Genomic DNA, 14,286 nt, shown 5'->3' on the forward strand with positions numbered 1-14,286 from the left:
CACGGGCCTTAGAAAGAGAAATCCTTGAACACATCGGGCATTTCGCCCTGCATGGCCTGCGCTTCCTGCGCGTCGTAGGTGGCCTTGTCCCACAGTTCGAAATGGTTGCCCATGCCCAGCAGGATGGCGTCCTTGGCGATGCCGGCCGCCTCGCGCAGCTCGGGCGACACCAGCACCCGGCCGGTGGCATCCATTTCCACATCCATCGCATTGCCCAGGAAGATGCGCTTCCACCACTGGGCAGACATCGGCAGCTGGCCGATGCGCTCGCGGAACTTCTCCCATTCGGGACGGGGAAACACCATGAGGCAGCCGTGGGGGTGCTTGGTGATCGTGAGTTGGCCGGCCGCGGTCGCGCTCAGGACGTCACGATGCCGGGTCGGCACGGACAGCCGACCTTTCGCATCGAGACTCAGCGACGAGGCACCTTGAAACACGGAACGATTCCCCTAGCAGGACGATGAACCCTTGAACCCAGAACTGGCGTTTCAAGGCACTTTTCACCACTTAATTGCACTTTTTTGCACTGTAGCAGGAAAAACATTCCATGCAAGGGCGCCTGCAACAAACTTTTGCAATGGAATCAAGGACTTAGAAGCGTTTTCGAAGGATTCGAAACCCTAAAATCCGTTGCTCAGCAAGCACTTAGAACTGCCTATGCAAGTGATACCTGAAGGCAGGACGGGCACGCATTTGGTTTTGCCCCGCCAGCAAGAGCAGGGCGCGGCAACGCAGTTCTCGTTGGGAGCGCGAATCCGTCTCAGAGGATGTAGCGCGACAGGTCTTCGTCCTGGCTCAGGGTTTGCAGCCGCGTGTCGACATAGGCCGCGTCCACGGTGACCTTCTGGCCGGCCAGGCGCGCCGCGTCGAAGCTGACATCGTCCAGCAGCCGCTCCATCACGGTGGACAGGCGGCGCGCACCGATGTTTTCCGTGCGCTCGTTCACCTCGAAGGCAATGTGTGCCAGGCGCGTGATGCCCTCGGGCTGAAAGTCGAGCGCCACCCCTTCGGTGGCCAGCAGCGCCTGGTATTGCTTGACCAGCGAGGCGTGGGTTTGCGTGAGGATGGCTTCAAAGTCCTGCACCGACAGGGATTCCAGTTCCACCCGGATCGGAAAGCGCCCCTGCAGCTCGGGAATCAGGTCGCTGGGCTTGGACAGATGGAATGCGCCGGAGGCGATGAACAGGATGTGGTCCGTCTTGACCATGCCGTATTTGGTGGACACCGTGGTGCCTTCCACCAGCGGCAGCAGATCGCGCTGCACCCCCTGGCGCGACACATCGGCGCCGCTGGTTTCCTGGCGTGCCGCGACCTTGTCGATCTCGTCGATGAAGACGATGCCGTTCTGCTCGGCATTCTGGATGGCGCGGGCACGGATCTCTTCCTCATTCACCAGCTTGCCCGCCTCTTCTTCGGTGAGCAGCTTGAGCGCTTCGGCAATCCTGAGCTTGCGGGTGTGGCGCTTGCCCTGCCCCATCTGGCTGAACATGCCGCGCAGCTGCTCGGTCATTTCCTCCATGCCGGCCGGGCCCATGAGCTCCACCTGGGGGCGGCTCTCGGCCAGGTCGATCTCGATCTCCTTATCGTCCAGGCTGCCTTCGCGCAGCTTCTTGCGAAACACCTGGCGCGCCGTGCTGTCCGCCGCCGGCTCGGCGCCCGTCGCGGCACGGGCCGGCGGAATCAGCACATCCAGGATGCGCTCTTCGGCCGCGTCCTCGGCGCGGGCCCGCACCTTCTTCGTCTCAGACTCGCGCGTCTGCTTGACGGCCATCTCGGCCAGATCGCGGATGATGGCGTCCACATCCTTGCCCACATAGCCCACCTCGGTGAACTTGGTGGCCTCGACCTTGATGAAAGGCGCGTCGGCCAGGCGCGCCAGGCGCCGGGCGATCTCGGTCTTGCCCACGCCGGTGGGGCCGATCATGAGGATGTTCTTGGGCGTGATCTCGTGGCGCAGGCTGCCTTCGACCTGCTGGCGGCGCCAGCGGTTGCGCAGCGCAATGGCCACGGCGCGCTTGGCGCTGGCCTGGCCGACGATGTGGCGGTCGAGTTCAGAGACGATTTCCTGGGGGGTCATGGACGACATAAGGCTAATCCACTGTCAAAAATGGCTGCAGCGCTTATCCATCAAACGCAAACAGCTACAAACAAAATAGCAATCACACACCCGCCGTCACAGCGTCTCGATGGTGTGGTTCATGTTGGTGTAGATGCACAGTTCGCCGGCGATTTCCAGCGACCGCTTCACGATGTCCTGGGCCGACAGGTCGGTGTGGTTCAGCAATGCCTTGGCAGCCGAATGCGCATACGCACCGCCCGAGCCGATCGCCACGATGCCCTGCTCGGGCTCCAGCACATCGCCATTGCCCGTGATGATGAGCGAGGCACTCGCGTCGGCCACAGCCAGCATGGCCTCCAGGCGGCGCAGCACGCGGTCGGTGCGCCAGTCCTTGGTGAGCTCGATGGCGGCGCGGGTGAGGTGGCCCTGGTGCTTCTCCAGCTTGGCCTCGAAACGCTCGAACAGCGTGAAGGCATCTGCCGTGGCGCCGGCGAAACCCGCCAGCACCTTGCCGTGGTAGAGCTTGCGCACCTTGCGCGCCGTGCCCTTGACGACGATATTGCCCAGAGTCACCTGGCCGTCGCCGCCGATGGCGACCTGTACGCCCTGGGGCGTCTGGCGGCGCACGCTCAGGATGGTGGTGCCGTGAAAAACAGGGTTTTGACGAGATGAATCCATAGCCATCCCAGCTGGGGGCGACGCGGTATTTTGCAAGCCACCGCCCCGGCCACGATCACCCCGTGCGCCGGTTCAGTTCTTGCGCGGGACGACCCAGGCGTGCTCATTGACGCCAATCACATTGAAGAAAATCGCCACCAGGCGGTGCAGATTGTGGAACTGCACCACATGGCCGCGGGACTGCTGCTCGGCAGCCCAGTTGAGCACCGATCCGGCAGCGCCAAAATCGATGCGGATCAGGCGGTCGCAGGCAATGACCAGGGGTTCTCCGGGCCGCATCAGCGCCTGGAAAGGCTCCAGCTGTGGCGTGGCATCGCCGTCGATGTGGCCACTCAGCGTCGCCGCGGGAGCCGATTCGGGCGCCGCAGGCACGGCGGCCTCGGGGGCCAGCAGATCGTGGCCGGCAGCCTCTGCGGCATGCGCCGCTGCGTTTTCGCTGTCCGCGTAGCTGCAGCGCGGTACCGTCCACGAAGGGGGCGACACCTCATAGGTCACGCAGTAATCCAGTGCGACCAGTTCGAACTCATCGGGGCTGGCCATGAGCCGCAGGGCCGCCATGCGCAGGCGCCACCACTCGGGGCTGCTGGACCGGTCGCCCGACTGGGTCTTGCTCTCCAACAGCGCGTTGAGCGCAGACACGCCGGAGAACACAAACTGTCCTCTGCGCTCCGCCCACTGCGTGAACTGGTCGGCCAGCAGCGGCACGGCCGCGTCCTCGATGGCCACCAGCCGCCCCCAGGCCAGGGTCCAGGGCGAGGCGGCGCGCCCCAGCGCGGCCTGCAACGCGGCCACGGACGACACCGCCATGGTCGAAGGTGCCGTCCAGCTGAAATCGCGCCGTGCAGCCACCGGCGCTTCGGCGGGCGCCGCAGAAGATGCCAGCCCCAGCTGCTCGGGTATCGAGAACCACAGCGGCGCCGAGCGGTTGAAGCGCGCGGCAAAATCAATCGCCAGCGTGTCAAAACGGTCCTGCTGACCTGTCGCGCGGTACAGGTCAAACAGCGTCATCCAGATTTCCAGTTGCTGCTGCGGGTCGTCCTGCTGGTGTTGTGCGAGTACCTCCCGCAAACCTGACTCGGCGCCGGCATGGTCGCCATTGGCAAACCGGATGGCGGCTTCTTCTAGATCGGGTTCGTGCACGAATTCCTCCGGTTCGACGGCGTATTCAGGTTCGGCGGCGGGCGCCGCAGGGCTGAAGGACGCCGCAGGTGCATGGGCCCGCATGGAGGCATCCGTGCCGCCAGCGCCTGCAATGGCCATGCTGTCATCTGCAAACAAGGGCGCGACCGAGGGCTTGGCCTCCAGCGGTACCTGCAAAGTGCCCGGCCTGGTGGGCGCATACGCACGCGCGGCGGCGTTTTCATCCCCCTGGGGCTGCATATCCAAAGGCTGGGTGGGCGCATCTGCATGCTGCTTGCCCTTCCACCACTGCTGCGACATCTGCGCTTCGATTTCGTCGATTTTCTTGAGCGTGACCGCACGCTCGTCGGGCGAAGTCATGCTGCTCTGGAAGAAAGACGGACGACCCGCAGGGTCTTCGGCGCCATGGCCCTGCAGCACCTCGCGCTGGCGCAGTTTGCGCAGCTGATCGAACTCGCGGCGACGAACGAAGTCGTTGCGCCGCTTGCGCTCGATCATCTCCTTGAGCATCTGCTTGCTGTACTGGCTCTCCCGATCGGCCTGGATCGAGTCGAGCTCTGTCCAGTTGACCGTGGGGTTGCGCACAAACCGCACCACCTTGGACAGCAGACCGCCGAGTGTGGTGTCTTGCTTGCTCATAGGCAGTCAGGTCGGGTGCGCATAAAGAGTTCAGGCCCGCCCGCCTTCAGTCGCCAAACATCTTCTGCTTGAGTTCACGGCGTTGCTGCGCTTCCAGCGACAGCGTGGCGGTGGGACGGGCGATCAGGCGGCCCACCCCGATGGGTTCGCCGGTTTCATCGCAATAGCCGTAGTCACCCGAGTCGATGCGGGCAATGGATTGCTCGATTTTCTTGAGCAGCTTGCGTTCGCGATCACGGGTACGCAACTCCAGCGCATGCTCTTCCTCAATGGTGGCGCGGTCGGCAGGATCGGGCACCACCACGGTGTCTTCGCGCAGGTGTTCGGTGGTTTCACCGGCACTGTTGTGGATGTCCTGCTTGAGCTGGACAAGCTTGAGGCGGAAAAACGCCATCTGCTTGTCGTTCATGTACTCGCTGTCGGGCATCGCCATCACTTCGGCGTCGGTCAGCTCTTCGGCGCTCTTGTCTTTCCAGTTGTTCGCCAGTTTGGGGTCTTTCTTGGCAGCCGTGTAAACAGGGTGCGCTTGCGCGGTCGTGGGCATGGTGTGTAGATAACTGGCTTTGGCAGCGGTGGAAGCCACTGCCTGGGCCATGGATGGTACGGTCAATTGGGCCAGCCGGGAAGAAGGCCGGGTGCTGCGCACGGGTACTTGGCTGCCGGCCCGCAAGGCCTGCTCGGAGGCCTCTGCGACGGCAGGGCTGGCGGCTTTGGGGGCGACCTGGGCAGTAGCCTTTGCAGCAGCCTTGCTTGCCGCTGGGGCGGCGGCATTTTTTGCCGCGGTTGGGGCCGCTTTTGCGGCCGCCTTGGGTTTGCTGGTTTCGGCTTTCACTGACAGAACTCCTCGCGTAACGGGCTGGCCCGGGCTGCGCAGGCAGCCAAGGGCGGGTGGCAAGCCTTCCGGGGTTTTGCCGGGGCGCGATTGTATCGACCTGCGCGGACGCAAACGGGAACGTTGCAGATACAACACAAAAGGATGTGGGGCCATCCCTGCCCGTTCCGGTGCAAACCGTTCAAACGAGACTCTGCTCCAGCCCCTGCAGAAAGATGTCCTTGGGCAGGTCGATGCCGATGAAGACCATCTTGCTGGTGCGCGCCTCCCCTTCGGCCCACTGGGGGCCCAGGTCGCTGCCCATGAGCTGGTGCACGCCCTGGAAGATCACCTTGCGATCGGTGCCCTGCATGTTCAGCACGCCCTTGTAGCGCAGCATGCGCGGGCCATAGATGTTGACGATGGCACCCAGAAAATCCTCCAGCTTGGCCGGATCGAACGGGCGATCCGAACGGTAGACGAAGCTCTTGACATCGTCGTCATGGTGGTGATGGTGCCCATGGCCCTCGTGTCCGTGCTGGTGCGAAGGGTGGTTGCAGTGCTCGCCGTGCACATGGTCGTGGTGCCCATGCCCATGGCCGTGGTGGTCGTGCTCCTCCTCTTCCTTGAGGAAGTCGGGGTCGATATCCAGCTTGGCATTGAGGTTGAAGCCCCGCAGGTCCAGCACCTCCTTGAGCGGCACCTCGCCAAAGTGCACGGCCTTGATGGGCGCGCGCGGGTTCATGTGTTTCAAGCGATGGATCAGCGCCTCGGTGTCCTCGGCGCTCACGAGGTCGGTCTTGGACAGGAAGATCTGGTCCGCAAAGCCCACCTGGCGGCGTGCCTCCTGGCGGTCGTTGAGCTGCTGGGCCGCGTGCTTGGCATCGACCAGCGTGATGATGGAGTCGATCAGGTAGGTTTCGGCGATCTCCTCGTCCATGAAGAAGGTCTGCGCCACGGGGCCGGGGTCGGCCACGCCGGTGGTCTCGATCACGATGCGATCGAACTCCAGCAGATTCTTGCGCCGTTTGGCAGCCAGCAACTGCAGGGTTTCGCGCAGGTCTTCGCGGATGGTGCAGCAGATGCAGCCATTGCTCATCTGCACGATCTGCTCCTTGGAGTCGGTCACCAGGATGTCGTTGTCGATGTTCTCTTCGCCAAATTCGTTCTCGATCACGGCGATCTTCTGGCCATGGGCTTCGCTCAGCAGGCGCTTGAGCAGCGTGGTCTTTCCGGAACCCAGAAAACCGGTGAGGATGGTGACAGGAATGAGGGACATGGGGAGTAGCCTTGGGAGATGCAATGGGCCGTGCAGCCCGTTGGACGGAGCACCAGACCGCGAAGGGGTGAGTTTAGCGGGGCACAAAAGCCCGCGCCGGACGCGGCGCAACCGGGCCACCAGCGGAAAAGGCCGTCGTCTATGCCACCGGCTGCTCGTCCACCGCGCGCAGCATGCGCAGACCGTTGAACACCACGATCAGGCTGGCACCCATGTCGGCAAATACCGCCATCCACATCGAGGCGCCGTTGAACAGCGCCAGCCACAGAAATACCAGCTTGATGCCCAGCGCCAGCGCAATGTTCTGCCACAGCACGGCGCGCGTGCGGCGCGACAGCCGCATGAGCTCTGGAATGCGCCGCAGATCGTCGTTCATGATGACCACATCGGCCGCCTCCATGGCCGTGTCGGTGCCTGCCGCCCCCATGGCGATGCCGATGTCCGCGCGGGCCAGCGCGGGGGCATCGTTGATGCCGTCCCCCACCATGGCGGTGAGGCCGTGGCGCGCCTGCAGGGCTTCGATGGCCGCCAGCTTGTCTTGTGGCAGCAGGTTGCCCTGCACCTCCTCCACGCCCGCCTGGGCGGCGATGGTGCCAGCCGTCACCTGGTTGTCGCCTGTCAGCATCACCGGGGCCACGCCCATGGCACGCAGCGCGGCCAGCGCCTGGCGGGAGCTGTCCTTGATCGTGTCGGCCACCGCAAAAATGGCCAGCACGGCGGTATCGGTTGCCAACAGCGTCACGGTGCGGCCCTGGGCCTCGTGGGCGGCCAGCCGCGCCTCGATGTCGGCACAGCACAAGCCGCGCTCCTCGATCAGGCGATGGTTGCCCAGCACCAGTGCCTGCCCGGCAATGCGGGCCTGCACGCCGCGCCCGGGCAGGGCCGTCAAGGCCTCCAGCGCCGCGCCCGTTGGCGCACCCTGGACGGCATCCAGCCCCTGCGCAATGGCCCGCGACACCGGGTGGTCGGAATGCCCTGCCAGACTGGCCGCCCAGCGCAGCACCTGCGCCGGCACCACCGGGGCACGCCCCTCGGGCAGCGGCAGAACCTCGGTCGCCACCAGCCGGGGCCGGCCTTCGGTGATGGTGCCGGTCTTGTCGAGCGCTATCGCCTGGATCTGGTGGGCGGTCTCCAGATAGACCCCGCCCTTGATGAGAATGCCGCGCCGCGCAGCGGCGGCCAGCCCGCTCACCACCGTGACCGGCGTGGCAATGACCAGCGCGCAAGGGCAGGCAATCACGAGCAGCACCAGGGCCTTGTACAGCGCCTGCGTCCAGGGCACATCCATCAGCCAGGGCATGAGCAGCGCCACCGCCACGGCCAGCGCAAACACCACCGGCGTGTAGATGGCGGCAAACCGGTCCACCAGCTGCTGCGTGGGCGCGCGGCTGCCCTGGGCCTGCTCCACCGCATGGATGATGCGGGCCAACGTGGTATGGCTGGCCGTGGCCGTCACCCGCATTTCCAGGGTGCCGGTGTCGTTGATGGTGCCGGCAAACAGGGTGTCGCCCGCAGCCTTGTCCACGGGCAGGCTTTCGCCCGTCACCGAGGCCTGGTTGACCGCGCTGGTGCCCGCGATGACCACGCCATCGAGCGGTACGCGCGCGCCCGGCCGGATGCGCACCACCGCGTCCAGCGCCACAGCGGCCGCGGCGGCTGGCTGCCAGGCACCGTCGGGCTGGCACACCTCGGCCGTATCGGGCGCCAGGTCGAGCAGGCTTTTGATGGCGTTGCGGGCACGATCCACCGAACGTGCCTCGATCAGCTCCGCAATGGCATACAGCGCCATCACCATGGCGGCCTCGGGCCACTGGCCGATGACAAACGCGCCGCTCACGGCCACGGTCATCAGCGCATTGATGTTGAGCCGTCCGCGCCCCAGTGCAGCCAGGCCCTTGCGGTAGGTGGAAAAACCGGCCAGCCCGATGGCAGCAGCGGCCAGTGCCATGCCGGCCGCCTGCAACACCCGCGTGTCTGGCGCCAGAAAGGCCAGCAGATCGGCCGCAATGGCCAGTCCCAGCGCCCACCCCAAACGCCACAGCCCCTGCGCGCCCGGCAGATGGGCATATGCCTGCGCCACAGGCTGCGGATCAAACCCCGCCTGCCGGATGGCCGCCAGAATTTGCGGCATCGCCGCGGGCGCCGCATCAATGGCCAGCGTGCGGGCCGCCAGCTGGAAGCGCAGGCCGTGCAGGCCAGAAATGCCCGCCAGGGCGTGGCGGATCTCGCTTTCCTCGGCCGCACAGTCCATGCTGGCGATGCGGAAAACCGCCCCGTGGGCGGCCCCACGCGCGACGCCTTCGGCGCCCTGCACGGCGGTGGGCCCAAGGGCCGGCGCGCAGGAACAATGGCCGCAGGCATCCGCCGGGGCGGGAGAAGTGTGGGGGGGTGTGCTCATGCTGGCTTTCCTTGCTTGACCCTATTGGAAACCCTGATGCCACTTCAGAGTCAAGCACGCGCGCGGCGTACCATGGCCACACCACCCCACGAGCAGCACACCCCCATGAAAATCGGCGAGCTGGCCGCCCTGGCCCACACCCCGGTCGCAACCATCCGGTATTACGAACGCGAAGGCCTGTTGCCCGAGGCCGCCCGCAACGGGAGCAACTACCGCATCTACGACGAAGCCCAGGCCACGCGCCTGTCGTTCATACGGCACTGCCGGGGCCTGGACATGACGCTGGACGAAATCCGCACCCTGCTGCGCTTCAAAGACGCGCCCACGCGCAGCTGCGGCGATGTCAACGCCCTGCTGGACGCGCACATCGGCCACGTCGCGGCGCGCATCCGCGAACTGCGCCAGCTCGAAAAGCAGCTCAAGCAGCTGCGCAAGCAGTGCCACGAAGCCCAGGATGCCGCCCACTGCGGCATCCTCAATGGGCTGACCGACATCGCCAGCCGGCCGGGCCGGCTGCACGCGGGCCATGTGCACGGCACGCATGTCCGCGCGACCGCACCCAGCGCCACGCGCACGCCGCAAAAGCCCGGCGGTTGACCGGCGCTAGCGCCCATGAATATTGCGCAGACAGCCATATAAAAAGAAATGTTATTGCACCACCGCTCGGTGGGTTGACGGGCCCCTGGGCCGTAGCGGCCTCAGCGGCTACTTGCGCCGCGCGCGCGGGTGCGCCGCGTCGTACACCTTGGCCAGGTGCTGGAAATCCAGCCGCGTATAGACCTGCGTGGTGGTGATGTTGGCGTGGCCCAGCAGCTCCTGCACGGCACGCAGGTCGCCGCTGCTTTGCAGCAGGTGGCTGGCGAACGAGTGGCGCAGCATGTGCGGGTGCACCGGCGTGGTCAGCCCCGCCTGCTGGCTGCGCTGGCGCAGGCGCAGCCAGACCGACTGGGCCGTGAGCCGCGCACCGCGCTGGCCCACGAACAGCGCCGCATCGAGCCGCGCAGAGCCATCACCACCAAATGGCGTGGCGCGCAGCGCCAGCCAGGCCTGCAGCGCGGCCACGGCGGCAGCGCCCACGGGCACGCTGCGGCGCTTGCTGCCCTTGCCGAACACATGGGCCTCGCCAGCCTGCAGGTCGATCCAGCCACGGCCCTGGCGCTGCGTGTCGGGGCCGGGCACGGCATCCAGCCCCACCAGCTCGCCCACCCGCAGGCCGCAGCCATACAGCAGCTCGACCATGGCCGCATCCCGCGCTTCCAGCCAGGGGTCGGCGCCGGCATGGTCGAACTCGGCCAGGCGCACGGCGTCGTCCACGCCCAGCGCCTTGGGCAAGGGTTTGGGGGCCTTGGGTGCGCGCACGTCCTGCACGGGGTTGTGCCCTATCAGGCCCTGCCGCCCGGCCCAGGTGAAAAAACCGCGCCAGCCCGACAGGATGAGCGCAATGCCCCGCCCACTGCGCCCCGCACTGTGCATCTGCGCCACGAAACGGCGGATGTGGGCGCTGGTCAGTTGCAGCAGGGGCAACTGCACGCCCGCCGCCAGCTGCGCCAGTTTTTCCAGATCGAGGGTGTACAGCGTGAGCGTGCGCGCGGCCAGGCGTTTTTCGACCCGCACATGCTCCAGATACCGCAGCACATGGGGGTCGGCAGGCAACGGCACGCTCGACACGTCAGACATGGCGACTCAGAAAGATTGCAGTGGAGAGTCCACCGCCGTAAGAACCACGCGCAATGTCGGCAACTGGCGCGCCGCCATACCAGCGCCACCGCGGAACCGGCTTTGCCGGGCCGGGGGTGGCGTCCCCCCTCGGGGGGGATGACGCGCAGCGTCTCAGGGGGGAGGTCATCGCAGGCGCATCAGCGCCGCGCTCGCCAGTTCGGCCATGCGCGCCAGGAATTCGGTGCCCAGGGTGGCATCAAAGCGCTGCGGGTCGTGCGAGCCCAGCACCAGCAGGCCAAAAGCGGGGGTGGCGCTGTCGATGGCGCCTTCGCGCAGCGGCAGCAGGGCCAGGGACTGGGGTGGTTCGCCCGCCTCGCCGGCCAGCCAGGCGGCGGGCTCAAAACCCAGGTTGGGGCCGCAGAACGGCATGGTCAGCGAGGAGGCGAAGGCCTGGGCGTCCTCGCTGGCGCCCTGGGTGAAGTCGGCGTCGATATAAGGCCCTGCAACACCCCACACGCGCACGGCAGCCTGCGGCACATCGAACAGCGTGCGCAGCCCGTCCACCACGGCCTGGGGTAGGTCCATGGGGTCGCGTACCTGCAGCAGGGCGCTGGTCCAGTGGTCCACCTTGGCGGAGATGGCGGCGTTCTCGTTGCCGTGGCGCACCATTTCCATGATGCGCTGCTCCAGGCCCTTGATCTTCTCGCGCAGCATTTCTGCCTGGCGCTCTTGCAGGCTTACGGCGCGGGTGCCATGCGGGCTGGAGATCTGCACGCTGGCCAGCACCTCGGCGTGGCGCTCGAAAAAACCGGGTGTCTGGGTGAGAAACTGGGCGATGTCGTCTTCGGTGATCGGAGGGATGTGGGAGCTGGTGGTCATGGCGTGTCAGGGAGTTCGATCTGGCCGTCAAAAACAGCGGTGGCCGGGCCGGTCATGAAAACGGAGTCGGCCTCCTGGCCGCTCCAGGCAATGGTGAGCAGGCCGCCGCGGGTCTGCACGTCCACCTGGGCGTCGAGCAGTCCCAGCCGGATGCCCGCTGCCACGGCAGCGCAGGCGCCGGAGCCGCACGCCAGGGTTTCCCCCGCGCCGCGCTCGAACACGCGCAGGCGCACATGGCTGCGGTCCACGATCTGCAGGTAACCGGCGTTCACCCGCCGCGGAAAGCGCGGGTGCGATTCGATCAGCGGGCCGGTCTCGGCCACGGGCGCGGCGTCCACATCCTCCACCAGTTGCACGGCATGCGGGTTGCCCATGGACACCACCGCGACCAGGACAGCAGCATCTTGCGCAGACCCAGAGAGCGCCAGAGGCCATTTTTGCCCCACACCCTGCGCCACCGGCGTGAGGCCAGTCGCGTCAAAAGGCACCAGCGCCGCGTCAAACACCGGGCGACCCATGTCCACCGTCACGCGGCCATCAGGATTGAGACGGGGGGCAATCACGCCGGCCAGCGTCTGTACGCGAATCGTGTCCTTGTGCGTCAGGCCCTTGTCATGCACATAACGCGCAAAGCAGCGCGCGCCGTTGCCGCACTGTTCCACCTCGCCGCCGTCGGCGTTGTGGATCACGTATTCGAAATCGATGCCCTCGCCCGGCGAGGGCCGCACGGTGAGAATCTGGTCGGCGCCCACGCCAAAGTGGCGGTCGGCCAGCCAGCGGTAGTGCGCCGGAGTCAGCCCCAGCCGGCCCCGCGTTTCGTCGAGCACCACGAAATCGTTGCCCGCGCCCTGCATTTTGGTGAAGCGAATCTTCATGGGCTGGATTATCGTCGGTGGGCTCCATCCACCCACAATAGCCCCGACACTCCCTGCTCCCCATGGCCCGATTGCAAGCTTTTTCCGAGCCAGTGCCATCCGGACATGTACGGCCGAAAAGCAACCCGCGCCCTGCCCATAATTCAAGCATGCCCCGCACCACCCAACAACTGCACACCCACCGCGAACCCGTTGCCACCCGCCCTGCCGCCACCGTGCTGTTGCTGCGCGATGCACCGGACAACGGCGGGTTCGAAATCCTCATGACCCGGCGCTCGGGCACGGCCAGCTTTGCACCTGGCGCCTATGTGTTTCCGGGCGGGGGCATCGATGCACTCGACGCGCAATCACACGCCGCCGCCGACCGCCGCCCCACGCAGGACGACCTGCACCTCACCCAGGCCATTGCCGCCATCCGCGAGAGCTTTGAAGAGCTGGGGGTGCTGCTGGCGCGCCATGCGGATGGCCCCCGCAAGGGTTGGATGGCCGATGCGCAGGACATCGCCGCCATCGACCGCCACCAACCCTTTGTCGCGCAGTGCCAGGCCCGCGGCCTGCGCCTGGCGGCCGACAGCGTGTACCTGCTGGCCCACTGGACCGGCGACCGCGACCTGCCCCGGCGCTTTGACGTGCCGTTTCTCGTGGCCCGCATGCCCGAGGGCCAGGAGCCCGTGGCCGACGAGGCCGAGCAGTTCGAGCCCGTGTGGGTGCGCCCTGCCGATGCCCTGGCGCGGCACGAGGACGGACAGTTCTTCATGATCTTCCCCACCATCCGCACGCTGCAGCGGCTGGCCCAATTCACCAGCACCCAGGCGGTGCTCGACGCCGTGGCGCACGAGCAGCCGCTGTGGGTGAGCTGCCCGCGCGCCGGCATCCTGGCGGGCAAGGAAGCGCGCTACATGGAAGACGAAGCGCCGTTTGGCGAGCTGGCCCTGGTCTGCCCCGACGGACAGATCGTGCACCCGCTCGACTGGCAGGCCGAGCGCCCCATGCCGCTGCTGCGCAACGTGATGCGCCTCACGGCCCCCAACCCCGGCGTGATGACCGGCCCCGGCACCAACAGCTACCTGGTGGGCGACCCGGCCACGGGCTTCATCGCCATCGACCCCGGCCCGGCCGATGCCGAGCACCTGGACAAGCTCTGGCGTGCCGCCGGGGGCGATATCCGCATGATCGTGTGCACCCATTCGCATGCCGACCACTCGCCCGGCGCCGCGCCGCTGCAGGCGCTGTGCGTGCAGGCGGGCCAGGTCAGGCCGCCCATCCTGGGCCTGCCATCGGCACCCACGGCCCGCGCCGCCAGCCAGTTCACGCCCGACCGTTCGCTACAAAACAATGAGCTGCTCGCGCTGACCGGACAAACGCCAGAGGGAAAAATAACGCACACCCTGCAGGTCATCCACACCCCCGGCCATGCCGCCAACCACCTGTGCCTGCTGCTGCAGGAAGACGGCCTGCTGTTCAGCGGCGACCACATCCTGAACGGCAGCACCACCGTGATCGACCCGCCCGACGGCAACATGGCCGACTACCTCGATTCGCTCGATCGGCTGGATGCGGTGTGCGCCGAACACGGCGTGGAATTCATCCTGCCCGCCCACGGCTACGTGCTGGGCGGACCGATCCATGGGGCGCGCAGCGCGATTGCCCGGCTCAAGGCCCACCGCCTGGCGCGCGAGGCCAAGGTGCTGGCCGCCATGCAGGCGCAGCCCGATGGCAGCATGGACGACTGGGTGCAGCGCGCCTACGACGACGTGCCCCCGCGCCTGTGGCCCGTGGCCCAGCGCTCGCTGCTGGCGCATGTCGAGCGCATCCGTTCGCTGCAGCCTGGCAATAACTGAACGACAAAAACACCTCACACCACCCATT

12 protein-coding genes are annotated in these 14,286 nt (G+C 66.6%); 2 read left to right on the plus strand and 10 right to left on the minus strand.

Annotated elements, in window-relative coordinates; genetic code table 11:
* Positions 1–8 precede the first annotated feature (8 nt).
* The 7 genes from mraZ to AC1RDS_RS09730 all read right to left on the minus strand — a co-directional run bounded on the left by mraZ (position 9) and on the right by AC1RDS_RS09730 (position 9,004).
* Positions 9–437 (minus strand): division/cell wall cluster transcriptional repressor MraZ, encoded by a 429-nt coding sequence (mraZ, locus tag AC1RDS_RS09700; RefSeq protein ID WP_026436642.1) that lies wholly within the window; start codon positions 435–437, stop codon positions 9–11.
* 323 nt (positions 438–760) lie between these two features.
* Positions 761–2,086: an ATP-dependent protease ATPase subunit HslU gene (gene hslU, locus AC1RDS_RS09705; protein WP_092697639.1), complete on the minus strand. Its 1,326-nt coding sequence runs from the start codon at positions 2,084–2,086 to the stop codon at positions 761–763.
* Positions 2,087–2,173: 87 nt separating this feature from the next.
* Complete coding sequence (gene hslV, locus AC1RDS_RS09710) at positions 2,174–2,737, minus strand: ATP-dependent protease subunit HslV (protein WP_092697638.1); 564 nt, start codon at positions 2,735–2,737, stop codon at positions 2,174–2,176.
* A gap of 72 nt (positions 2,738–2,809) precedes the next feature.
* Positions 2,810–4,516, minus strand: coding sequence for an STAS domain-containing protein (locus tag AC1RDS_RS09715; protein WP_348683328.1), 1,707 nt, complete (start codon positions 4,514–4,516; stop codon positions 2,810–2,812).
* 46 nt (positions 4,517–4,562) lie between these two features.
* Positions 4,563–5,060 (minus strand): RNA polymerase-binding protein DksA, encoded by a 498-nt coding sequence (gene dksA / locus AC1RDS_RS09720; protein ID WP_425285650.1) that lies wholly within the window; start codon positions 5,058–5,060, stop codon positions 4,563–4,565.
* Between the two features lie 469 nt (positions 5,061–5,529).
* Positions 5,530–6,606 carry a CobW family GTP-binding protein gene (locus tag AC1RDS_RS09725; protein WP_092697635.1) on the minus strand — a complete coding sequence of 359 codons (1,077 nt, stop codon included), beginning with the start codon at positions 6,604–6,606 and terminating at the stop codon, positions 5,530–5,532.
* 139 nt (positions 6,607–6,745) lie between these two features.
* Positions 6,746–9,004, minus strand: a complete 2,259-nt coding sequence (locus AC1RDS_RS09730) for a heavy metal translocating P-type ATPase (RefSeq protein ID WP_092697634.1) — start codon at positions 9,002–9,004, stop codon at positions 6,746–6,748.
* A 105-nt stretch (positions 9,005–9,109) separates the two neighbouring features.
* Between AC1RDS_RS09730 and cadR the strand changes: the two genes are divergently transcribed.
* Positions 9,110–9,601: a Cd(II)/Pb(II)-responsive transcriptional regulator gene (gene cadR / locus AC1RDS_RS09735; protein ID WP_287877186.1), complete on the plus strand. Its 492-nt coding sequence runs from the start codon at positions 9,110–9,112 to the stop codon at positions 9,599–9,601.
* Between the two features lie 108 nt (positions 9,602–9,709).
* Here cadR and AC1RDS_RS09740 read toward each other — a convergent pair whose 3' ends face one another.
* From AC1RDS_RS09740 to dapF, 3 genes are all read right to left on the minus strand, one after another.
* Positions 9,710–10,681, minus strand: a complete 972-nt coding sequence (locus tag AC1RDS_RS09740; RefSeq protein ID WP_287877141.1) for a tyrosine-type recombinase/integrase — start codon at positions 10,679–10,681, stop codon at positions 9,710–9,712.
* Between the two features lie 165 nt (positions 10,682–10,846).
* Positions 10,847–11,542 (minus strand): DUF484 family protein, encoded by a 696-nt coding sequence (locus AC1RDS_RS09745; RefSeq protein WP_092697632.1) that lies wholly within the window; start codon positions 11,540–11,542, stop codon positions 10,847–10,849.
* Positions 11,539–12,417 carry a diaminopimelate epimerase gene (gene dapF, locus AC1RDS_RS09750; protein WP_492226881.1) on the minus strand — a complete coding sequence of 293 codons (879 nt, stop codon included), beginning with the start codon at positions 12,415–12,417 and terminating at the stop codon, positions 11,539–11,541. The genes AC1RDS_RS09745 and dapF overlap by 4 nt, the downstream gene beginning before the upstream one ends.
* A gap of 149 nt (positions 12,418–12,566) precedes the next feature.
* Here dapF and AC1RDS_RS09755 point away from each other — a divergent pair, with 149 nt between their 5' ends.
* Entirely contained in the window at positions 12,567–14,258 is a 1,692-nt protein-coding gene (locus AC1RDS_RS09755) for an MBL fold metallo-hydrolase (protein ID WP_287877145.1), read from the plus strand.
* Positions 14,259–14,286 lie beyond the last annotated feature (28 nt).

Source organism: Acidovorax sp. GW823-FHT02H02, from assembly GCF_058797075.1.